This is a genomic window from Streptomyces sp. YPW6 (assembly GCF_018866325.1).
GTDB lineage: Bacteria > Actinomycetota > Actinomycetes > Streptomycetales > Streptomycetaceae > Streptomyces.
The window spans coordinates 6922253-6942516 of sequence record NZ_CP076457.1 but is presented as its reverse complement, the minus strand read 5'-3'; the positions used below and the strand labels follow the sequence as shown (position 1 = coordinate 6942516).

At 74.2% G+C, this 20264-nt stretch carries 15 protein-coding genes and 1 pseudogene; 8 read left to right on the top strand and 8 right to left on the bottom strand.

Annotated features, from left to right (window positions below; all coding sequences use genetic code 11):
• The first annotated feature begins 60 nt into the window (after positions 1-60).
• The gene (locus KME66_RS30460) at positions 61-1218 is read left to right on the top strand and encodes an ROK family transcriptional regulator (protein ID WP_216328089.1); all 1158 of its coding nucleotides are present in this window, start codon (positions 61-63) and stop codon (positions 1216-1218) included.
• A gap of 360 nt (positions 1219-1578) precedes the next feature.
• Here the strand turns inward: KME66_RS30460 and KME66_RS30455 are convergent, their stop codons facing one another.
• A complete protein-coding gene (locus KME66_RS30455) occupies positions 1579-2349 on the bottom strand; it encodes a GntR family transcriptional regulator (RefSeq protein WP_073224735.1) in 771 nt (256 codons plus the stop codon).
• 274 nt (positions 2350-2623) lie between these two features.
• Complete coding sequence (gene sigJ, locus KME66_RS30450; protein WP_216328087.1) at positions 2624-3508, bottom strand: RNA polymerase sigma factor SigJ; 885 nt, start codon at positions 3506-3508, stop codon at positions 2624-2626.
• A gap of 122 nt (positions 3509-3630) precedes the next feature.
• Between sigJ and KME66_RS30445 the strand changes: the two genes are divergently transcribed.
• Entirely contained in the window at positions 3631-4461 is an 831-nt protein-coding gene (locus KME66_RS30445; protein ID WP_216328086.1) for an alpha/beta fold hydrolase, read from the top strand.
• A 93-nt stretch (positions 4462-4554) separates the two neighbouring features.
• Here the strand turns inward: KME66_RS30445 and KME66_RS30440 are convergent.
• A pseudogene (locus KME66_RS30440) lies at positions 4555-5397 on the bottom strand (DMT family transporter); the annotation flags it as partial.
• Between the two features lie 170 nt (positions 5398-5567).
• On the opposite strand from KME66_RS30440, the gene KME66_RS30435 reads away from it, so the two are divergent.
• The 3 genes from KME66_RS30435 (at position 5568) to KME66_RS30425 (ending at position 10533) form a co-directional block, all read left to right on the top strand.
• Positions 5568-6962 (top strand): PLP-dependent aminotransferase family protein, encoded by a 1395-nt coding sequence (locus tag KME66_RS30435; protein ID WP_216329700.1) that lies wholly within the window; start codon positions 5568-5570, stop codon positions 6960-6962.
• A 359-nt stretch (positions 6963-7321) separates the two neighbouring features.
• Positions 7322-8914, top strand: coding sequence for an alkaline phosphatase (locus tag KME66_RS30430; RefSeq protein ID WP_216328084.1), 1593 nt, complete (start codon positions 7322-7324; stop codon positions 8912-8914).
• 227 nt (positions 8915-9141) lie between these two features.
• Positions 9142-10533, top strand: coding sequence for a GNAT family N-acetyltransferase (locus KME66_RS30425; RefSeq protein ID WP_216329698.1), 1392 nt, complete (start codon positions 9142-9144; stop codon positions 10531-10533).
• On the opposite strand, the gene KME66_RS30420 is transcribed toward KME66_RS30425, so the two are convergent.
• Complete coding sequence (locus KME66_RS30420; protein WP_073224720.1) at positions 10466-11680, bottom strand: PLP-dependent aspartate aminotransferase family protein; 1215 nt, start codon at positions 11678-11680, stop codon at positions 10466-10468. The two genes, KME66_RS30425 and KME66_RS30420, sit on opposite strands and share 68 nt — an antisense overlap.
• 59 nt (positions 11681-11739) lie before the next feature.
• On the opposite strand from KME66_RS30420, the gene KME66_RS30415 reads away from it, so the two are divergent.
• Positions 11740-12219, top strand: a complete 480-nt coding sequence (locus tag KME66_RS30415) for an Lrp/AsnC family transcriptional regulator (RefSeq protein WP_073224718.1) — start codon at positions 11740-11742, stop codon at positions 12217-12219.
• Positions 12220-12288: 69 nt separating this feature from the next.
• Positions 12289-13977 (top strand): DUF885 domain-containing protein, encoded by a 1689-nt coding sequence (locus KME66_RS30410; RefSeq protein ID WP_216328081.1) that lies wholly within the window; start codon positions 12289-12291, stop codon positions 13975-13977.
• A gap of 110 nt (positions 13978-14087) precedes the next feature.
• On the opposite strand, the gene KME66_RS30405 is transcribed toward KME66_RS30410, so the two are convergent.
• Positions 14088-14582, bottom strand: coding sequence for a rhodanese-like domain-containing protein (locus KME66_RS30405; RefSeq protein ID WP_216328079.1), 495 nt, complete (start codon positions 14580-14582; stop codon positions 14088-14090).
• Between the two features lie 88 nt (positions 14583-14670).
• On the opposite strand from KME66_RS30405, the gene KME66_RS30400 reads away from it, so the two are divergent.
• Entirely contained in the window at positions 14671-15117 is a 447-nt protein-coding gene (locus KME66_RS30400) for an Lrp/AsnC family transcriptional regulator (protein WP_073224714.1), read from the top strand.
• Positions 15118-15230: 113 nt separating this feature from the next.
• Here KME66_RS30400 and KME66_RS30395 read toward each other — a convergent pair whose 3' ends face one another.
• The 3 genes from KME66_RS30395 to KME66_RS30385 all read right to left on the bottom strand — a co-directional run bounded on the left by KME66_RS30395 (position 15231) and on the right by KME66_RS30385 (position 20199).
• A complete protein-coding gene (locus tag KME66_RS30395) occupies positions 15231-18239 on the bottom strand; it encodes an AAA family ATPase (protein ID WP_216328077.1) in 3009 nt (1002 codons plus the stop codon).
• Positions 18236-19405: an exonuclease SbcCD subunit D gene (locus KME66_RS30390; RefSeq protein WP_073224710.1), complete on the bottom strand. Its 1170-nt coding sequence runs from the start codon at positions 19403-19405 to the stop codon at positions 18236-18238. Before KME66_RS30390 ends, KME66_RS30395 begins: the two co-directional genes overlap by 4 nt.
• Positions 19406-19566: 161 nt before the next feature.
• On the bottom strand, positions 19567-20199 hold the full coding sequence (locus KME66_RS30385; protein ID WP_073224708.1) for a YigZ family protein: 633 nt from the start codon (positions 20197-20199) through the stop codon (positions 19567-19569).
• Positions 20200-20264: the final 65 nt, after the last annotated feature.

The following is a 20264-nucleotide window of genomic DNA, read 5'->3' as shown; positions in this document are numbered from 1 at the left end:
AGGGGTCCCGGCCAGCGAGTACGATCCGGCAGACATGCGCACGAGCTGGGAGGACATACCGTGGGCCGGCTGACCGGTGGGGACCCGTCGCTGCTGCGGCGGATCAATTCCGCGGTGGTGCTGCACGCCCTGAGGGGGGCCGGCGCGCTCACGCTGACGGACCTGACACGGATCACGGGGCTGTCCCGGCCGACGGTCGAAGGGGTCGTCGAGGGGCTCTTCGAAGCGGGTCTCGTGGTCGAGGCCGTACCCGACGAGAGCGAGACGCGACGCCAGGGGCGCCCTGCCCGGAGGTTCCGCTTCCGGGCCGAGGCGGGGCACCTTCTGGGGATAGAGATCGGCCCGCACAGGGTCTCGGCGCTCATCTCGGGGCTGGACGGACGGATCATCGGGGCCGGGTCCCGCGCGGTCTCGGAGTCCGCGGGCGCGGACGACCGGCTCGACCAGGTCCGGACCGTCATCGCGGAGGTGCTGCGCCGCACCGGAGTGGCCCGGAACAGTCTGCGCGCGGTCGGCGTCGGCAGCCCGGGGATCGTGGAGGCCGACGGCACCGTGCGGCTGGGCACGGCGTTGCCGGACTGGACCGGCCTCCCGCTCGGGGAACGGCTGCGCCGTTCGTTCCGCTGCCCCGTACTCGTCGAGAATGACGCCAACGCCGCCGCGGTGGCGGAGCACTGGAAGGGTGCGGCCACCGAGTCCGACGACGTGGTCTTCGTGCTGGCGGGGCTGAGCCCCGGCGCGGGGTCCCTGATCGGCGGGCGGCTGCACCGGGGGTTCGGCGGGGCCGCCGGGGAGATCGGCGCACTGCACCTGCTGGGCAGGGAGCTGACGCCGGAGCACCTGCTCTCGACGACGGACACCCCGCTGGACCCGCTGGACGAGCAGGCGGTGGCCGCGGTGTTCGCCAAGGCCAAGGAGGGCGACGCGGGGGCCCAGGCGGCGGTCGAGCGGTTCCTCCAGCGGCTGGTGCACGATGTGGCGGCACTGGTGCTGGCGCTCGACCCGGAGCTGGTCGTGGTCGGCGGCTGGGCCGCCGGGCTGGACGGGGTGCTGGAGCCTCTCCGCAAGGAGCTGGCCCGCTACTGCCTGCGCCCGCCCCGGGTGACGCTGTCGCTGCTCGGCGAGGCCGCCGTCGCGACGGGGGCGCTGCGGCTGGCGCTGGACCATGTCGAAGAGGAGCTGTTCGCCGTCGAGGGAGCCGTGACGGCCCGCCGCTGACCGCGGCCGTCACAGCCCGCAGCTGGCGCTCCGGTCGCGCCGACCGGGCGGGGCCCGGTCCCGGCCGATCCGGACGCCGCGCGGGCCCGCACGAGGTCCCGCAGAAGCAGGCGTCCCTGGGTCCGGTGCGGCGGACACGGACGCGGCGTGCCCGGCGGGACGAGCGGGGACGGAGTGGCGCCCGGCTGGGCGGGACGCGGTGCGGTGGGCGGAGACGTGACGGGACCAGGTGCCGCGGACACGGACGGCCGCGGGCGGTCAGGCGCAGGCGGGCCGGAAACGACGCGTGTCCGCCGCCCGTCCCCGAGGACCGGGGTCGTCGGGGACGGGCGGCGGACACGCCGCAGAGCGGGCCAGGCGTCAGGAGGCCTGGCGCTCCGGCTGTTCGTCGTGGCTGATCTCCAGCGCGCCGGAGTCCCCGAAGGTGAGCCGGCAGGTGTCCGCGCGGTAGGTGGCGACGGAGACGGCCGCCGTACCGTCCACGGTGAAGAACCGGGTGGTGACGACGAGGACGGGGGCGCCGGGGAGGCGGTCCAGCTCCTTGGCGTCATCGGCCCGCGCGGAGCCGAGCTCCACGGAGCGGTCCTGGCCCTGGAGGCCGAGCCGGTGCAGCTCCCGCAGGACACCGCGGGCGCGGACGGCACCGGACGGGGCCTCGATGGCGGAGAGGTCGGGGACCGAGGAGGCGGGGACGTAGAGAAGTTCCGCCGCTACCGACTGCCCCTGGGTGTCACGGATCCGGCGCACCACGTGCACCGGCTCGGCGGGGTCCGTTCCGAGCATCGCGGCCACCGGCGCCGGGGCCTTGGCCATGGTGCTGTCGAGCGGCTGCCAGGCTTCACCGCCGACGCCGTCCGCCCATTCCCGCTGCTCGGTGGAGACGGCGACGCCCACGCGCGGCGGGGCCACGGTGGTCCCGACACCGCGCCGGCGCTGCAGTCTGCCTTCGAGTTCGAGCTGCTCCAGGGCCTGCCGGAGCGTCGCTCGCGCGACACCGAACCGCGCCGCGAGTTCCCGCTCGTTGGGCAGGATCTCCCCCACCGCAAAGTCCGAGTCGAGTGCCTCACTGAGCACGGTCTTGAGGTGCCAGTACTTCGGCTCCTGTACCGATTCCAGCTGCGTGGTCCCCACCCTGTCCTCCGCAATCGCCGGGCGCCGATTCCGCGACGTTATTTATTAAAGGTTCCTGCCTTAAGTGGAGACCCTAGGACGGCATACCCCCTTGGTCAAGACCAATCCTCATTCCGTAACGGAACGAAACGGCACTCTGGCGCAGAGCGTTCACACGACGTTCGCGACGCCGTGAGGTGAGCGCAGCACAGAGCCCCGCCGTCACCTCGGACAGCGGGGCTCTGACCAGGCACGCGAGGGGCCCGACGGGTCGCGGGGCCGGTGACGCGCGCTGCTACACGACGGGCAGTCCGGACAGCTTGTCCGGATTACGAATGATATAGGCGCATTGAATGACACCTTGGCCGACTTCGATCTGAAAGACGGTGTCGGCTTTCCCTCCGATGAAGTGGACGACGGCGGGGCCGCCGTTGAGCTCCATGACGCGGATCTCCCCGCCGGGGTCGAGTGCGCCCGCCACGGCGAAGAGGAAGCGGCCGACCTTGTCGGCGGTCTCGATGACCCGCCGCGCCGCCTTCGGCCTGCCGCCGCCGTCGCTGACGAGCCGGACGTCCGGGGCGAGCAGGGAGAGCAGTTGCTCGATGCCACCCCCGGACGCGGCGGCCAGGAAGCGTTCGGTGAGGTCGCGCCGTTCGGCCGGGTCCACGTCGTAGCGGGGCTTGCGCTCCTCCACGTGCCGCCGGGCGCGGCCCGCGAGCTGCCGGACGGCCGCCTCGGTGCGGTCGAGGGCGGCGGCGATCTCGGCGTACGGGAATCCGAAGGCCTCCCGGAGCACGAACACCGCGCGCTCCAGCGGCGAGAGCGATTCGAGCACGACCAGCACGGCGAGCGAGACGGAGTCGGCGAGGACGGCACGTTCCGCGGTGTCGGGCAGCGTGGGGCCGAAGTCCGTCACCAGCGGCTCCGGCAGCCAGACCCCCGGATACGTCTCCCGGCGCGAGCGGAGGTGCCTGAGCCGGTCGATGGCCAGCCGGGTGGTGATCCGCACCAGGAAGGCCCGCGGCTCCCGGACGTCCTCGGGCGCCGCCGCCGACCACTTCAGCCACGCCTCCTGGACGACGTCCTCGGCATCGGCGACGCGGCCGAGCATGCGGTAGGCGACACCGGTGAGTACGGGCCGGTGCTCTTCGAATATCTCGGTCGCGACGTCGACGGTCATCGATCCATCCCAGCCCACCGCCCCCGGAGTGTCCAGCGGGAATCGCCAGGCCCCTTGAACTGCGGGCTACTCGGCAGTAATTGTTGTTGACGAGATGTCTACCCATGGCAGGGAGCAGCAGCATGACCACCACGGTCTCCTTCACCGTCGCCACGCCCGACGGCCCCCGACCGGTCTCGGTCGCGTACGAACGGACCGGCTCGGGCGAACCGTTGCTGCTCCTGCACGGCATCGGCCACCACCTGCGGGCCTGGGACCCGGTGACGCGGATCCTGGCCGCCGAGCGTGACGTCATCGCCGTCGACCTGCCCGGCTTCGGCACCTCGCCCGCGCTGCCGGACGACGTCCCCTACGGCCTCGGGACCGTCGCCCCGGTTCTCGGCGCCTTCTGCGCCGAACTCGGCCTGGACCGGCCCCATGTGGCCGGCAACTCGCTGGGCGGGCTGCTCGCGCTGGAACTCGGCCGCACCGAGGTGGTGCGGTCGGTGACCGCGCTGTCCCCGGCGGGCTTCTGGACGGAGGCCGAACGGCGCTACGCCTACGGCACCCTGCGGACGATGCGGCGGAGTGCGCTGGCCCTGCCGGTGCCGCTCATCGAGCGCCTGTCGCACAGCGCGGCGGGCCGGACGGCCCTCACGAGCACCATCTACGCCCGGCCCGGCCGGCGTTCACCGGAGGCCGTCGTCGCCGAGACGCTCGCCCTGCGCCGGGCGACCGGCTTCCACCAGACGCTGGAGGCCGGCCGGGACACCCTCTTCGGCGAGGACGTGAAAGGGATCCCCGTCACCGTGGCCTGGGGCACCCGCGACCGGATCCTGCTGCGCCGGCAGGGCGTCCGTGCCAAGCGGACCATCCCCGGCGCCCGGCTCGTGCGGCTGCCCGGCTGCGGGCACGTTCCGATGAACGACGACCCGGCACGCGTCGCCCGCGTCATCCTGGACACCAGCCGCTGAGCCGTTGCCCGGGACGCCCGCCGCGCGGCTGCACGGTCGCGGGGCGGGCGTCCCGCGCCGCCCGAGGACACCGGAGCCGTACGCCACACCGGCGCCGACCAGGAGGCTTCCCGCGCCCTGCGCGAGGCCGTACGTCCCCGCTCCGGCCATGGGGGCGGTCAGGGCGGCGGAGACCGGGATCAGCCCGGAGAAGAGCGTGGCGCGTTCTGCCCCGATGCGCTGCATCCCGCTGTACCAGCAGACGAAGCCGATCACGGTGACGACCACGGCCTGCCAGAGCAGGGCCGCCGTCTCACCGGCCGTCGGGACCCGGAGGAGTGAGCCGCCGTCCAGCAGCAGGCCGAGCAGGGCCGACTCGACGGCGGCGACACCGCAGACCGCCGCGGAGAGGAGCTTCGGGCCCAGCGGCCGCAGCACCGGAACGGCCAGGACCGCGAAGCCGACCTCGCCCGCGAGCGCGCCCACCGAGAACAGCACGCCCGCCAGGTCGGTGCGCCCCCAGCCCTGGACGGTGAACGCCCCCATGGCGACGAGGCCCGCCGCGTACAGGGTGACGCGGGACGGACGGCGCCCGTCCAGCAGCGGGACGAGCACGCCGACGACGATCGGCGCACAGCCCACGAAGACGCCCGGAACAGCCGGCTCCGCCGTCCGTTCGGCCGTCAGGACCGCCAGGTTGAACCCGACCATGCCCACCGCGGCGAGCAGCGCGATCCGCCCCCACTGGCGGCGGGTGAGGCGTCGGAGCCGGGCCGTCGCCGCGTCCGGATCGCGGCGCAGGAACGGGATGAGCAGCAGCGCGGCGAGACCGTAGCGGAGCGCCTGGCCGCCGGCGTACGGATAGTCGCCGAGGACGCTGTTGGCCGTGAAGGATGCCCCCACCAGCACGCAGGCGAGGGCCGCGAGGAGGGCCCCGCGCAGAGAGGTCGCGTTCATGGGGCCGACGCTAGGGTCGGCGACGGACCGGTTTAAGGTCCACTTCCATGACGAGTTCGGGGACCACTTCCCATCTCGGGGCGGGGGCCGACCGCGGCACCGGGCCGGGGTCCGGCGCACAGGCCGGGCCGCGTCACCCGGCGCCGCACTCCCTCTCCCCGGCCTGGGAGCTGCTGCTGCCCGCCGCTGCCGTGCCGGCGCGTGGGCGGGGGCGCGCGCTGCGGTCCGCGCTCCGGGAGGCGGTGCGCTCGGGCCGTCTCGCGGGTGGCACGCGGCTGCCCTCCAGCCGTGAACTCGCCGCCGATCTGGGGGTGTCGCGCGGTCTGGTCACCGAGGCCTACGAGCAGCTCGTCGCGGAGGGCTATCTGCGCAGCGAGCGGGGCGCGGGCACCTGGGTGAGCGAGGGCGTACGGGCGGCGGAGCGCCCCGTGCGCGACCGTGCGCCGGGCGTGGCGGGCGCACGCGTGGACTTCCGGCCCGGCACCCCGGACCTGTCCCTCTTCCCGCGCAGCGCGTGGGCCGCCGCCCAGCGGACGGTGTGCGGCCGGCTGCCGCACGGCGCGCTGGGCTACCCGGATCCGCGCGGGCTGCCGGAGCTGCGCGAGGCGCTGGCCGGACTGCTCGCCCGGCGCCGGGGTGTGGTGGCCGATCCGGAGCGGCTGGTGGTCTGCTCGGGGGTGGCCCAGGCGACGACCCTGCTCGGGTTCGTCCTCCGGGACGAGGGCGCGGTCGCGGTCGGGGTGGAGGATCCCGGCAGTCCGGAGCACTCCTCGCTGTTCGCGGCGACCGGCCTCGGCACGGTTCCGCTGCCTCTCGACGACGAGGGCCTCGCCCTCGCGCCCCTGGAGCGCTCCGGCGTACGCGCGGTGGTGACCACGCCCGCGCACCAGTTCCCCACCGGCATCGGCTACTCCGCGCGGCGGCGCGGCGACCTGCTGGGCTGGGCGCGGGACACCGGCGCCGTGATCATGGAGGACGACTACGACGGGGACTTCCGTTACGACCGGGCCCCGGTGGGCGCCTTGCAGGGGCTGGATCCCGAGCGGGTGGTGTACACCGGCTCCGTGAGCAAGTCGCTGGCCCCCGGTCTGCGGCTCGGCTGGCTGGTCGCCCCCGCCGCCCTCACGGAGCGGATCGTCGCCCGCAAACGGACGATGGATCTGGGCAACCCGGTGCTCGACCAGGCGGTTCTGGCGGATGTCATCGTGCGCGGCGGCTACGACCGGCAGTTGCGGCGCTGCCAGCGGGCCTACCGGGGACGACGCGACGCGATGGTGGCCGCGCTCGACGAGCACTTCCCCGGCACGGCGGTCAGCGGCATCGCGGCAGGGCTCCACATCATCGCCCGGCTGCCCGCTCGGTACGGTCCCGAGGACGTCTTCCTGGAGCGGGCGGCGGGGGCGGGCATCGCCGTGCGGCCGCTGCGCGACTACGGAACGGCCGACTCCGGGGACGGCGCCCTGCCGCTCGTTCTCGGGTACGCCCATCTCGCCCCCGGCGACATCGCCTGGGGGGTCGCCGCGCTGGCGGACGCGTGGCGGACCGGACGGACCTCTTCCGGCTGACCGGACGGGCCCGCCCCGGCTGACCGGCACGGCCGGGCCGGCCGGCCTCATGGGCCGGACCCGGACGGACCGGCCGCGCACGGACACCGGGCCGGACCCGCTGGGTCCGACGGCCCACCGGCCCGGACCAGACCGCCGGGCCGGCCGGGTCCAGCCGACCGGGTACAGCCGACCCGCCAGCCTGCCTCCTCCCCCGCCCCAGACCCGTCCCGGACCCGGCCGACGGGCGCCGTTCACCCGGGGTTCGGGATCCGGCCTCCGCGAGGCACTAGGCATGGCGCAGACCGGCTCCGTACCGGGCGAGGCCGCGGCTCTTGCCGTACGGCGCACCGTCCGACCACCTCGCTGGAGGCGCTTCGATGTCCCATCGCCCGCACCGTCCGCTCGTCCCCTCTCCCGGCCGCCGCGCCGTCCTGCGCGGTTCGCTGATCGCCCCGGCGGCCCTCGCCCTCCCGCCCGCGGCCGCATCGGCGGCGCCCGCGCTGCGGCTGTCGGGCCGGCCCGAAGCGTCCTGGGGGGTGCAGGTGGGCGGCGTCACCTCCTCCTCGGCGCTGCTGTGGGTGCGCTCGGACCGGCCGGCCCGGATGCTGGTGGAGACCTCGGCGACCGAGTCGTTCCGGCGGGTCCGCCGGTGGCACGGGCCGGCGCTCGGGCCGGGAGGGGACTTCACCGGGACCACGCCGCTGTACGGGCTGCCGCCGGGCGAGCAGGTGCACTACCGCGTGACGCTCGCGGATCCGGCCGATCCGCGCCGTACCGGGAAACCGGTGTACGGAACCTTCCGCACCGCCCCGGCCCGGCGGCGGTCCGGGGTGCGTTTCCTGTGGTCGGGCGACATCGCGGGGCAGGGCTGGGGCATCAACCCGGACATCGGCGGCTACCGGGTGTACGAGGAGATGCGCCGCCTGGACCCGGACTTCTTCCTGTGCAGCGGCGACAGCGTCTACGCGGACGGCCCGCTGGAGGAGAGCGTGACGCTGCCGGACGGCCGGATCTGGCGCAACGTCATGACCGAGGAGAAGGCGAAGGTCGCCGAGACGCTGGACGAGTACCGGGGCACCTTCCGCTACAACCTGCTCGACCACAACGTCCGCCGCTTCCACGCGCAGGTGCCCTCCGTCGTGCAGTGGGACGACCACGAGGTGCGCAACAACTGGTATCCCGGACAGATCCTCGACGACGCCCGCTACACCGAGAAGAACGTGGACATCCTCGCGGCGCGCTCCGTGCGCGCCTTCCAGGAGTACGTGCCGGCCGCGCCGTCGTACGGTTCCGGGCGCCGGTCGCGGATGTACCGGGTCGTCCACCACGGACCGCTGCTCGACGTGTTCGTGCTCGACATGCGGTCGTACCGCAACGCCAACTCCCCCAACCGGCAGCCCGACGACACGACGGGCATCCTCGGCGCCGAGCAGCTGCGGTGGCTGAAGCGCTCGCTCGCCGCCTCCCGGGCGGAGTGGAAGGTGATCGCCGCCGACATGCCGCTCGGCCTGGTGGTCCCGGACGGGGCGACGGACTTCGAGGCGGTGGCGCAGGGCGACCCGGGGGCCCCGCTCGGGCGGGAGCTCCAGATCGCCGAGCTGCTCCGCTTCGTCAAGCACCGCAGGATCACCGGCACCGTCTGGCTGACGGCCGACGTCCACTACACCTCGGCCCAGCACTACGCACCGGAACGGGCGGCGTTCAAGGACTTCGCACCGTTCTGGGAGTTCGTGTCGGGTCCGCTGGCGGCGGGCGGCTTCCCGGCCAACGCGCTGGACGGTACGTTCGGCCCCGACCGGGTCTTCGTACGGGCCCCGGACCGGGCCAACGTCTCACCGATGGAGTCGCCCCAGTACTTCGGCGAGGTGGAGATCGACGGGGGCAGTGCGGAGCTGACGGTGCGGCTGCGGGCCCAGGGCGGTTCGGTGCTGTTCACGAAGGTGCTCCGGCCGGGCCGCGTCGGACAGTGACCGGCGGTCAGGGGTCAGCGGTCGGCAATCGGCGATCAGGGGCCCGCGGACGGGAGCAGCCCGGGTGGCCCGCGCGTGGACGGCCGCGGGTGCGGGAACGCCAGGCGACCGGTCCCGGAATCTGACCGAAAACCGACGATAGCGGACCAGATCGACACGTAACCCATCAGTCACAAGGCGTTCGTGATCAGGCAACACCCTTCCCTCACAGTGAGGGCATGACTGATGTGACCTCCGCGAAGAGCGCCCGCCGTCCGCACCACTGGCGGCGGGACCTGATCGAACTGGCCGCCCTGTTCACCGCCGTCGCCGTGGCCGACGCGATCGCCAACCTGATCGGGCACCAGCCGGACGGGCCCTACCTGCTCATGGCCTCGGCCGTGGCGCTGGTGGCCACCGCCGCGTTCCACACCTGGTGGGCCCGGCGCCACGGTCACGCACCCCCGTCCGACGAGGCGGATGCCGTGCCGGTCGGGGCCGGTGCGACGACGGGCGGGTCCGGGGACGCGGGCGCCGAGGAGACCGGGACCACGCTGTGGCGGATGCGGACGACGGTGCTCGACGCCCCGGGCAGTCTGGCCGCGCTGTGCACGGCGCTCGCCGGGCTCCGCGTCGACATCCTCACCCTCCAGACGCACCCGCTCGCCCACGGCACCGTCGACGAGTTCCTGCTGCGGGCCCCGGCCTCGCTCCAGGCGCAGGAACTGTCCCGGGAGATCGCGGCGGCGGGTGGCGCCTCCACCTGGATCGAGCGGGCGGACGCACACGATCTGGTGGACACCCCGACCCGGGTGCTGTCACTGGCCACCCGGACGGCGCTCGACGCGGCCGAGCTGCCGCTCGCCCTGCGCCAGTTGCTGGGCCGGTGCACCATCCACTCGCTGCCCGCCGTCTCCGTCACGGGCCGCGCCACCGGGCAGAGCGCCCCGGTGGAGGGCGTGCTGGAGGAGACGGTGATGCGACTGCGGGACCCGTCCGGCGGGGTGATCTCCGTCGAGCGGCCCTATCTGCCGTTCACGCCCACCGAGTTCGCCCGGGCGCGTGCCCTGGTCGAGCTCGACGCCCGGCTCGGTCCCCGCGTACCGCGCAGCGAGGACGTCCTCACGCTGCCCGAGGGCAACGAGATCACCGTGCGCCGCGCGGACCGCGCCGACCTCGCCGCCGCCCGCGCCATGCACGACCGCTGCTCGCAGCACACCCTGGGCCTGCGCTACCACGGTCCCGTCGCGGACGCCGACCGCTACCTCGACCACCTGCTGAGCCCCCGATTCGGCCGCACCCTGGCGGTGCAGACGGCGTCGGGCAAGCTGGTGGCGCTGGGCCACCTCCTCTGGGACGGCGACGAGACCGAGGTGGCCCTCCTCGTCGAGGACGACTGGCAGCGCCGGGGCATCGGCTCCGAACTGCTCCGCCGCCTGGTGGCACTGGCCGAGGAGGCGGGCTGCGACAGCGTGTACGCGGTGACGCAGTCCCGCAACACCGGCATGGTGGCCGCGATGCGTGCGCTGGAGCTGCCCCTCGACTACCAGATCGAGGAGGGCACGCTCGTCATCACTGCCCGGCTGACGCGTGAAGGGGCCGCTCGGCCGTCCGCGCCGACGGAATGGGCCCGTCGCTGAGCGCCTGGCACAGATCCGCCCACAGGTCCTCGACGTCCTCCAGACCGACCGACATCCGCAGCAGCCGGTCACCGACGCCCGCGGCCCGCCGGTCTCCCTCCTCCACGATGCGGTGGCTGATGGAGGCCGGGTGCTGGATGAGCGAGTCCACGCTGCCGAGGCTGACGGCGGGCGTGATGAGCCGCACCCCGGAGATCACCCGGTGCGGGTCCCCGTACACCTCGAAGGCGATCATCGCCCCGCCGATCCGCGGGTAGTGGACCCGGGCGATCCGCGGGTCGGCGGTGAGCCTGCGGACGAGTTCGGCGGCCGTGGTGGAGGCCGCCCGGACGCGCACCGGCAGGGTGGACAGGCCGCGCAGCAGCAGATAGCCGGCCAGCGGGTGCAGCACTCCGCCGGTGGCGAACCGCACCTGGCGCAGCGTCGCGGCGAACTCCTCGTCGCAGGCGACGACGCCGCCCATGACGTCCCCGTGCCCGCCGAGGTACTTGGTGGCGCTGTGCAGGACGATGCGCGCGCCGTGTTCGACGGGGCGTTGCAGGACGGGGGTGGCGAAGGTGTTGTCGACCAGCAGCGGCACGGTTCCGCAGGCGTGGGCGACGGCGTCGATGTCGACCTCCGCCAGGGTCGGGTTGGCCGGCGTCTCCACCATCACCAGACCGGTGTCCGGGCGGATGGCGTCGGCGATGCCCGCCGGGTCGGTCCAGGTCACCTCGGTGCCCAGCAGTCCGGCCGCGAGCAGATGGTCGCTGCAGCCGTAGAGCGGGCGGACCGCGACGACATGGCGCAGCCCCTGGCCGGCGCGGGCGAGCAGGACCGCGGTGAGGGCGGCCATCCCGCTGGCGAAGGCGACCGCGCTGTCGGTCCCCTCCAGCCGGGCGAGCGCCGTCTCGAAGCGGCCCGTGGTGGGGTTGTCGAGCCGGGCGTAGACGGGCGGACCGTCGGGGAGGGTCCCGGTGGTGGCGAAGGCGTCGATACGCATCGCCTCGTCGCGCGAGTCGCTGGAGGGGTAGGTGGTGGACAGGTCGATCGGCGGGGCGTGCAGGCCGAGGGAGGCGAGGTCGTCGCGTCCGGCGTGCACGGCTTCGGTGGCGAGAGCCCTGGACGAGGTGGGCGCAGGGGGCGTCATCGAGACTTCGTTGTCCATGGCGTCACTCTGAACAGTTACCGGTTCGTAGCGGCTGATCCCCGTGTTACGTTCGCCGTATGTCCGATTCTGTCGCTCTCGATCCGGTGGATCTGCAGATTCTGCGGCTGCTGCAGAACGATGCGCGGACCACGTACCGCGAGCTGGCGGCCGAGGTCGGCGTGGCCGCCTCGACCTGTCTGGACCGGGTGGCGCGGCTGCGCCGCAGCGGGGTGATCCTCGGGGACCAGTTGCGCCTCGATCCGGCGAAGCTCGGGCGGGGACTCCAGGCGCTGCTGCTCGTGCAGGTCAGGCCGCACCGCCGGGAGTTGATCGGCCCGTTCGTCGACCGGATCAGGTCGCTGCCGGAGTCGCGCGCACTGTTCCACCTCACGGGACCGGACGACTACCTGGTGCAGGTGGCGGTGGCCGACGCGGCGGATCTGCAACGGCTGGTGCTGGACGAGTTCACCTCGCGCCGCGAGGTCGCCCGGGTGGACACCCGGCTGATCTTCCAGCAGTGGGACTGCGGTCCGCTGCTTCCGCCCTCCGCGAACTGACCGCCCGGACCGGGCCGCCGGAGGGCCCCGGTGATGACGGAGAGGCCGCCGCCGTACGAGGATGTCCGCATGTCAGACACTTCGAGCAGCGCACTGCCCCGTCAGGTCGCCGACGCCTACGTCGACGCACTCATCGAACTCGATCCCATCACCGGCACCTATCTGGGTGTGCCCGAGAGCTCGCGCCGGCTGCCCGACTTCTCACCGGCCGGCCGGGCGGCCTCCGCCGACCTCATCCGCGCGACGCTGCGGAAGCTGGACGCCGCCGAGCGGCTTCCCGGTGCGGACAGCGATGCGGAGCGGCGCTGCGGACGGCTCCTGCGGGAGCGCCTGACGGCGGAACTCGCCGTGCACGAGGCGGAGGAGAGTCTGCGGGCCGTCTCCAACCTGTCGTCGCCCGCCCACAGCATCACCGAGGTCTTCACCCTCACCCCCACCGCGACGGACGAGGACTGGGCGGCGGTCGTGGAGCGGCTGCGCGCGGTGCCCGCCGCGTACGAGGGGTACCGCGCGTCGCTGGCGCTCGGACTGGAGCGCAAGCTGTACGGCGGCCCCCGCGCGACCGCCACCTTCGTCGGACAGCTCACGGAGTGGGGCGGGGAAGGTGAGGGCGAGGGGTTCTTCGCCGGGTTCGTCGCGCCGGGGCCCGCGTCGCTGCGGGCGGAACTGGACGAGGCCGCCGGGCGGGCGACGGCCTCGGTGCTGGCGCTGCGGGACTGGATGCGGGACGTGTACGCGCCGACGATCGAGGGTGCCCCGGACCCGGTGGGGCGGGAGCGCTACGCCCGGTGGTCACGGCTGTACAACGGCACCGATCTGGATCTCGACGAGGCGTACGCGTACGGGTGGTCGGAGTACCACCGGCTGCTCGCCGAGATGCGGACCGAGGCGGAGAAGGTGCTGCCCGGGTCCGGGCCCTGGGAGGCGCTCGCCCACCTGGATGTGCACGGCAAGCACATCGAGGGGGTGGACGAGGTCCGCGACTGGCTCCAGGGCCTGATGGACGAGGCGATCGAGGCGCTGGACGGCACGCACTTCGACCTCGCGGAACGGGTACGGAAGGTGGAGTCCCGGATCGCCCCGCCCGGCGGCGCCGCGGCCCCGTACTACACCAGCCCCTCCGAGGACTTCTCCCGCCCCGGCCGCACCTGGCTGCCCACCATGGGCGAGACCCGTTTCCCCGTGTACGACCTGGTCTCCACCTGGTACCACGAGGGCGTTCCCGGCCATCACCTGCAGCTCGCGCAGTGGACGCACGTCGCCGACACCCTCTCCCGCTACCAGGCGTCGGTCGGCATGGTGAGCGCGAACGCCGAGGGCTGGGCGCTGTACGCGGAACGGCTGATGGACGAGCTGGGGTTCCTGCCCGACCCGGAACGGCGGCTCGGCTACCTGGACGCCCAGATGATGCGCGCCTGCCGGGTCATCGTCGACATCGGCATGCACCTGGAGCTGGAGATCCCGGCGGACTCCCCCTTCCACCCGGGCGAGCGCTGGACGCCCGATCTGGCCCAGGAGTTCTTCGGCAAGCACAGCGGCCGGCCCGCCGACTTCGTGGAGAGCGAGCTGACCCGCTATCTGTCGATGCCCGGCCAGGCCATCGGCTACAAGCTCGGTGAGCGCGCCTGGCTGCTCGGCCGGGAGAACGCCCGCGCCGCGCACGGCGACGCCTTCGACCTGAAGGCGTGGCACATGGCCGCGCTCTCGCAGGGGTCGCTGGGCCTGGACGACCTGGTGGACGAGCTGTCACGGCTCTGACCGGGCCTGCGGTGGGCGCGGTCCGGATTCTCCAGGGGTGGGGACGGGCCGGCCGGGCGCACTGAATCCCGCACGGGCCCGGGGTGCGGGCACCCCGGGCCCGTGCGGGCTCAGCAGCCGCAGTCGGCCGCGTCGACCGGAGCGGTCAGCGGATCGGCCGCGCGCCGCGCGCCGCCCTCCCGGGTCTCGTAGGCGAACCCCTCGCGCACCCAGTACTCAAAGCCTCCGAGCATCTCCTTGACGTGGAAACCCTGTTGGGCGAGGGCCAGGGCCGCGCGGGTCGCGCCGTCGCAGCCCGGCCCCCAGCAGTACGTGACCACGGGGACGGCCGGGTCCAGGAGCGTCGCGGCCTGCTCGGGGACCAGGGCGGTGGGCAGGTGGACCGCCCCGGGGACGTGCCCCTGGTCCCAGGACGCGGTGGAGCGGCTGTCCAGGACGACGAACCCGGCCCCGCCGTCGGCGGCGAGCGCCGAGGCGACGTCGGAGACGTCCGCGTGGAAGGCGAGCGAGGCGCCGAAGTAGGCGGCCGCGACGGCGGGCGAGGCGGGCGGAACGCGCAGGACGGGGTGGGCGGCCAGGGCCGTGGAGTGCGAGGTCATGCCCATGAATCTATGACCGTGAAAGCGGACCGGGAAGTGAGATTCCCCGGCACCACTCTTGATTCACCGGGGATTTCCCTGTTCCCTCGGGGAGGTGACCGACTATTCCCCGGACGCCACCGACTGGCGCATCCTCGATGTCCTCCAGCGCGACGGCCGCGCCACCTTCGCCGAGCTCGCCCGTGCCGTGTCCATGTCCCCGAGTGCCGTGACGGAGCGGGTACGGCGCCTGGAGGAGCTGGGGGTGATCAGCGGGTACGCGGCGGTGGTCGACGCCGACCGGCTCGGGCTGCCCCTTCTCGCCCTGGTCCGCCTGCGCTACCCGAACGGGAACTACAAGCCCTTCCACGATCTGCTGGAGACCACGCCGGAGATCATCGAGGCCCACCACGTCACCGGCGACGACTGCTTCGTCCTCAAGGTCACGGCCCGCTCGATGAAGCACCTGGAGGAGACCACCGGGCGGATCGGGGCGCTGGGCTCGGTCACCACGAGCATCGTGTACTCCTCACCGCTCCCCCGCCGCGCGATCGGCCGCTGACACCGGACGCAGCCCCGCGCGGGCGGGACACGCAGGGCGCCATGCCATGCCCCCCGGCCGTCGGTCCGCGGCCCCAGCCGGGCGGGACACCCGGGCAGCACAGGCCGAGGTCGTCACAGGCGGTGGCGGACGGATGAGCCCTGGCGTTCCTTCACCACTTCGAGCCGGGCCGGAATCCGGCGGCGCAGGTCGGCGACATGGCTGACGATGCCCACGCTGCGGTCCCGCTCCCGCAGGGAGTCCAGTACGTCCAGGACCTCGTCCAGCGTCTGGTCGTCCAGGCTGCCGAACCCCTCGTCGATGAAGAGGGTGTCCAGGCGTACGCCACCGGCTTCCTCGGTCACCACGTCGGCGAGGCCCAGCGCGAGAGCCAGCGAGGCGAAGAACGTCTCGCCGCCGGACAGGGTCGCGGTGTCGCGTTCGCTGCCGGTCCAGGCGTCGACCACATGCAGCCCGAGTCCGGCGCGGCGGCCGCCGGTGCGGGCGTCGGAGTGGACCAGCGTGTAGCGGCCCGAGGACATCCGCTGGAGCCGGGCGGTGGCGGCGGCCGCCACCTGTTCGAGGCGGGCGGCCAGGACGTACGCCTCCAGGCGCATCTTGCGTTCGTTGTCGGCGGAGGTCCCCGCCGCCAGACCCGCGAGCCGGGCGATCCGCTCGTACTCCTGGCGCACGGGCCCCAGCCGCCGTACCTCGTCGGAGGCCTGCCGGGAGAGCCGGGTCAGCTCGGCGCAGCGCTCATCGGCGGCGGCGAGGGCGGACGACGCCTCACGCAGGAGCCATTCCGCCGTCTCGAACTCGCTCTGTGCCACTGCCGGTCGGGCAGCGGGCTGTTCGGCGGCCTCGCGGGCGTCGCGCTCGGCGCGTCGGTCGGCCACCGCGGCGGCCTCGGCCTGCCAGGCGTCGATACGGTGCTGGAGCTCACGCTGGGCGGAAGCGTCGAGGAGCGTCGCGGCGGCGGCCTCCGGGGTGTCGAAGCCGGCCCGGAACGCCGCGTCGGAGAGCCGGTCGTCGGCCTCCTTGCGCCGCTGGGCCGCGTCCTGTTCGGCGCGTACGGCCTCGGCGGCGTCGGCGAGGCGGGCCACGCGGCGGGTCAACCGCTCCGCGTGCGCCGCCACGGACGGCGACCCGCCCCTGGCCGCGGCGATCTGCTCCTCCAGGCGGGCCTGATCGGCGTCGAGTGCCTCGCGCGCGGCGGTACGGGCGGACATCCGCCCGTGTGCCTCCTGCCGCTGCTCCAGCCGCTGGGCGTGCTCGCGCTCGGCGGCGGTGAGCGCCTCACGTGCCGGGTTCGTCGCGGCGGCGAGCCGGTGGGCCTCATCGTGCTCGCCGGCCAACCGGTCGACCAGCACGGCGAGTCCGGCCACGGTGGAGGAGGCGGAAGCGTCGTCCCCCCGGGCCTCCGTCTCCGCCGCCGCGTGCCGTTCGCGTACGAGCGCGAGCTGCTGTTCCGCTCGGGCGCGGGCCTCCTCGGCGGACTGCTGGGCGGCCAGCGCCCGCTCCTCGGTGGCCCGGTCGACATGACCGTCGCCGGGGCTGGCGGGGGCCGGGTGGCCGGCCGACCCGCAGACCGTGCAGGGCTCGCCCTCGATCAGACCTGCGGCCAGCTCCGCCGCGATGCCCCGCAGCCGGCGCTCCCGCAGGTCGAGCCAGGACTTCCGGGCGTCCAGCTCCTGTTCGCGCGCGCCGGCGAGCCGCTCCTCCGCCTCCCGCACGTCGGTGGCGAGCGCGTCACGGCGGACCGCCGCGTCCAGGCGGCGGCGGGCCGGGACGAGGAGTCCGGCGAGCTGCTCGGCGCGGGTTGCGGCCTCCTGCGAGGCGTCGATGCGTCCCTTGAGGGCCGCACGGGTGGTGTCCCAGTCCGCAAGCCACGCGTCCGCCTCGCGGATCAGCTCACCGTCGGCCTGGGCCTCCCGGTCGAGCCGGACGCGCTCCTCGTCGATCCGTGCGCTGCGCTCCTCGGCGTCGCGGGCCGCGTCGAGTGCGTACAGCTCCTGCTGGAACCCCCGCTCCAGCTCGATCAGTCGGCCGGCGTCCGCGTCACGCAGCTCCGGGGGGAGCAGCTCCCTGGCCCGGCCGAGACCGTCGCTCGCGGCCCGGTACGCCCGCTCCGCCTCCTCGCGCAGCTCCAGGGCGGGGGCGACCCGGTCGGCCTTGCGGGCGCGCTCCAGCTGCTCCTGGCAGCGGTCGTGTTCGGGCCGCCGCTCCTCCAGCGCCGCGGAGCGCAGCCGGGTCTCCTCGTACCGCTGCTGGAGGCGGGCGAGTTCGCGTACGGCGTCCAGGGCGAGGCGGGCCTCACGCTGCCGGCCCTCGGCCCAGGCGACGACCCGGTGGGCGATGCCGAGCCGTTCGCGGGCCGTGGACCGGGCGACCGCGGCCCACTCCAGCACCGCTTCGGCCAGGCCGGGTTCACCGGGCCGGGCGGTGATCGGCGTGGCCTCGGCCCCGGCCGGGCCGGCCGCCTGGGCGATGCGCTGGGCAAGGGCGAGGATGCGCTCGTCGGCGGCGGTCACCTGGGCCTCGGCGCCCCGGCGCAGTTCGGCGAGGCGTTCCTCGACGGCGGCGAAGCGGCGGGTGTCGAAGAGCCGGCCCAGCAGCTTGCCCCGGGCCTCGGCGTCCGAGCGCAGGAAGCGGGCGAAGTCGCCCTGCGGCAACAGCACCACCTGGCAGAACTGGTCCCGGCTCATGCCGATGAGCTGGGACAGCTCCTCGCCGATCTCCTGGTGCGACGTGCTGAGGGCGTGCCAGCCGCGCTCGGGGTCGTAGCCGCGCAGCCTGCTCTGGGCCTTCTCCATCGTGAAGCCGTCGCCCCGCTTCTTGGGACGCGGCTGGGCGGGGCTGCGGGTGACTTCGAGGCGGCGGCCGCCGACGGTCAGTTCCAGCTGGACCTCGGTGGGCAGGTCCACGGGCGCGTGGTCGCTGCGCAGGGAGGCCCCGGGGCTCTGCCGGGCGCCGGGGACGGCCCCGTACAGGGCGAAGCAGACGGCGTCCAGGACGGAGGTCTTGCCCGCGCCGGTAGGGCCGTGGAGCAGGAAGAGGCCGGCGGAGGAGAGGGCGTCGAAGTCGACTTCCTGGGTGGCGCCGAACGGGCCGAAGGCGGTGATGCTCAGGCGGTGCAGTCTCACCGGGACACCTCGCGCACGGTCCCGTCCACCCGGACGTCGTCGAACGCGCCGCGCAGCACGGTGCGTTCGAGGTCGCTGGGTCCGCTGCCGCCGCGCACGTGGGCGACGAAGTCCTCGGCGATCTGATGGTCGTCGCGGCCCTTGAGGCGCTGCGCGTAGGAGGCCCCCGGGTCGTCCGGCGGCCGTTCGGGGTCGAAGACGAGGCTGAGGGTGTGCGGGAAGCGCCGGGCGAGGCGGGCCATGGGGTCGGCGGGGCGCACCGGGTCGGTGAGGGTGGCCTCGACCCAGGCGTGCTCGTGGCGGTCCAGGGCGGGGTCCTCCAGGAGGGTGTCGAGCCGGCCGCGGAGCCGGGCGAGGGGCCGCTCCACGGGGCAGTCGACGCGTTCCTCGGCGGCGATGTCCCCGCGGGCGTCGAGGTCGACGAGCCACATGGTCTTGCGGTGGTCGGCCTCGGAGAAGGAGTAGGCGAGCGGGGAGCCGGAGTAGCGGACCCTGGCCGTGACCCGCTGGGAGCCGTGGAGATGGCCGAGGGCCGCGTAGTCGACGCCGTCGAAGACCCCGGCGGGGACGGCGGCGACCCCGCCGACGGTGATGTCGCGTTCGCTGTCGCTGGGCTCGCCGCCCGCCACGAAGGCGTGCGCGAGGACGACGGAGCGGGTTCCGGCGGGGCGGGTGGCGAGGTCGGCGCGGACCCGGTCCATGGCGGCGGTGAGCACCGCCTCGTGACCGGCCTTGCCCGCCCCCAGGACGTCCTTGACCAGGGCCGGTTCCAGGTAGGGCAGCCCGTAGAACGCCACGTCGCCGTGGTCGTCGGCGAGCACCACGGGGGTGGCGCAGCCCTCGGGGTCGGTCCGCAGATGGATCCCGGCGCGTTCGAAGAGTCCGGCGCCGACGCCGAGCCGGCGGGCCGAGTCGTGGTTGCCGGAGATCATCACGGTGGGGACACCGGCGGCGGCGAGCCGGTGCAGCGCCCGGTCGAACAGCTCGACGGCGGTGAGCGGCGGTACGGCCCGGTCGTAGACGTCGCCCGCGACGAGGACGGCGTCCACCTCGCGCTCCTCGACGGTGGCCACCAGATGATCGAGGTAGGCGGCCTGGGCATCCAGCAGGGAGACGCGGTGGAAGGACCTGCCCAGGTGCCAGTCCGAGGTGTGCAGCAGCCTCACGCCATCACTCCGCCGGTTTCGGCCTGCATCGTCGTCGTCCTCCACCCCGTGGGCCACGTACCGGCGGCCCGTGATCCCGCCCGGCACCGACCACGCTAACGCCGCCGGGCTCCCGAACCCGCATCGATCATGATGTTCGCCCCCGTGGGATTGCCCTCACCTCAGGGGGCCACGTCCCCGTACGCCTCGCCGCCCAGCTCCAGGGTCGCGGTGCCCGCGGTCGTGTCGGCCAGCCAGGCGGTGAACGCCTCGACATCGGCGTCCGGCAGTCCGATCCCGATGGTGACGGCCTCGGCGTACCGCACCTCGCGGACGTCGCGCCCGGTGGCCCGCAGGTCGTTCTCCAGCTTTCCGGCCCGCTGGTGGTCGACCCGGATCGTGGCGAGCCGGAAGCGCTGCCGGGTGAGGGTGCCGAGCGCGTCGAGGGCTTCGCCGACCACGCCCCCGTACGCCCGGATCAGCCCGCCCGCCCCGAGTTTGACCCCGCCGTAGTAGCGGGTGACGACCGCGACGACGTACCGCACCTCCCGCCGCATCAGCATCTGCAGCATGGGGACGCCCGCGGTGCCGCCGGGTTCGCCGTCGTCGCTCGCCTTCTGCACGGAGGCGTCGGCGCCGATCACGTACGCGAAGCAGTTGTGGGAGGCGGCCGGGTGCTCCTTGCGGACGCGGGCGACGAAGTCCTGCGCTTCCTCCTCGGTTGCGGCGGGGGCGAGCGAGCAGAGGAAGCGGGATCGGTTGATCTCGCTCTCGTGCACACCCGCGCGGGCGACGGTCCGGTACTGCTCCTGCATCCGTCCACCCTATGTCCCGCCCCGGGGGCGGGTCCCGGCGGGAATGGGGAGACGGGGGCCGCCGG

Coding starts and splice junctions, on each gene's coding strand:
- KME66_RS30430 (WP_216328084.1), top strand. CDS start 7,322: ATGTCCCATCGCCCGCACCGTCCGCTCGTCCCCTCTCCCGGCCGCCGC.
- KME66_RS30410 (WP_216328081.1), top strand. CDS start 12,289: ATGTCAGACACTTCGAGCAGCGCACTGCCCCGTCAGGTCGCCGACGCC.
- KME66_RS30385 (WP_073224708.1), bottom strand. CDS start 20,199: ATGCAGGAGCAGTACCGGACCGTCGCCCGCGCGGGTGTGCACGAGAGC.
- KME66_RS30420 (WP_073224720.1), bottom strand. CDS start 11,680: ATGGACAACGAAGTCTCGATGACGCCCCCTGCGCCCACCTCGTCCAGG.
- KME66_RS30445 (WP_216328086.1), top strand. CDS start 3,631: ATGACCACCACGGTCTCCTTCACCGTCGCCACGCCCGACGGCCCCCGA.
- KME66_RS30405 (WP_216328079.1), bottom strand. CDS start 14,582: ATGGGCATGACCTCGCACTCCACGGCCCTGGCCGCCCACCCCGTCCTG.
- sigJ (WP_216328087.1), bottom strand. CDS start 3,508: ATGACCGTCGACGTCGCGACCGAGATATTCGAAGAGCACCGGCCCGTA.
- KME66_RS30415 (WP_073224718.1), top strand. CDS start 11,740: ATGTCCGATTCTGTCGCTCTCGATCCGGTGGATCTGCAGATTCTGCGG.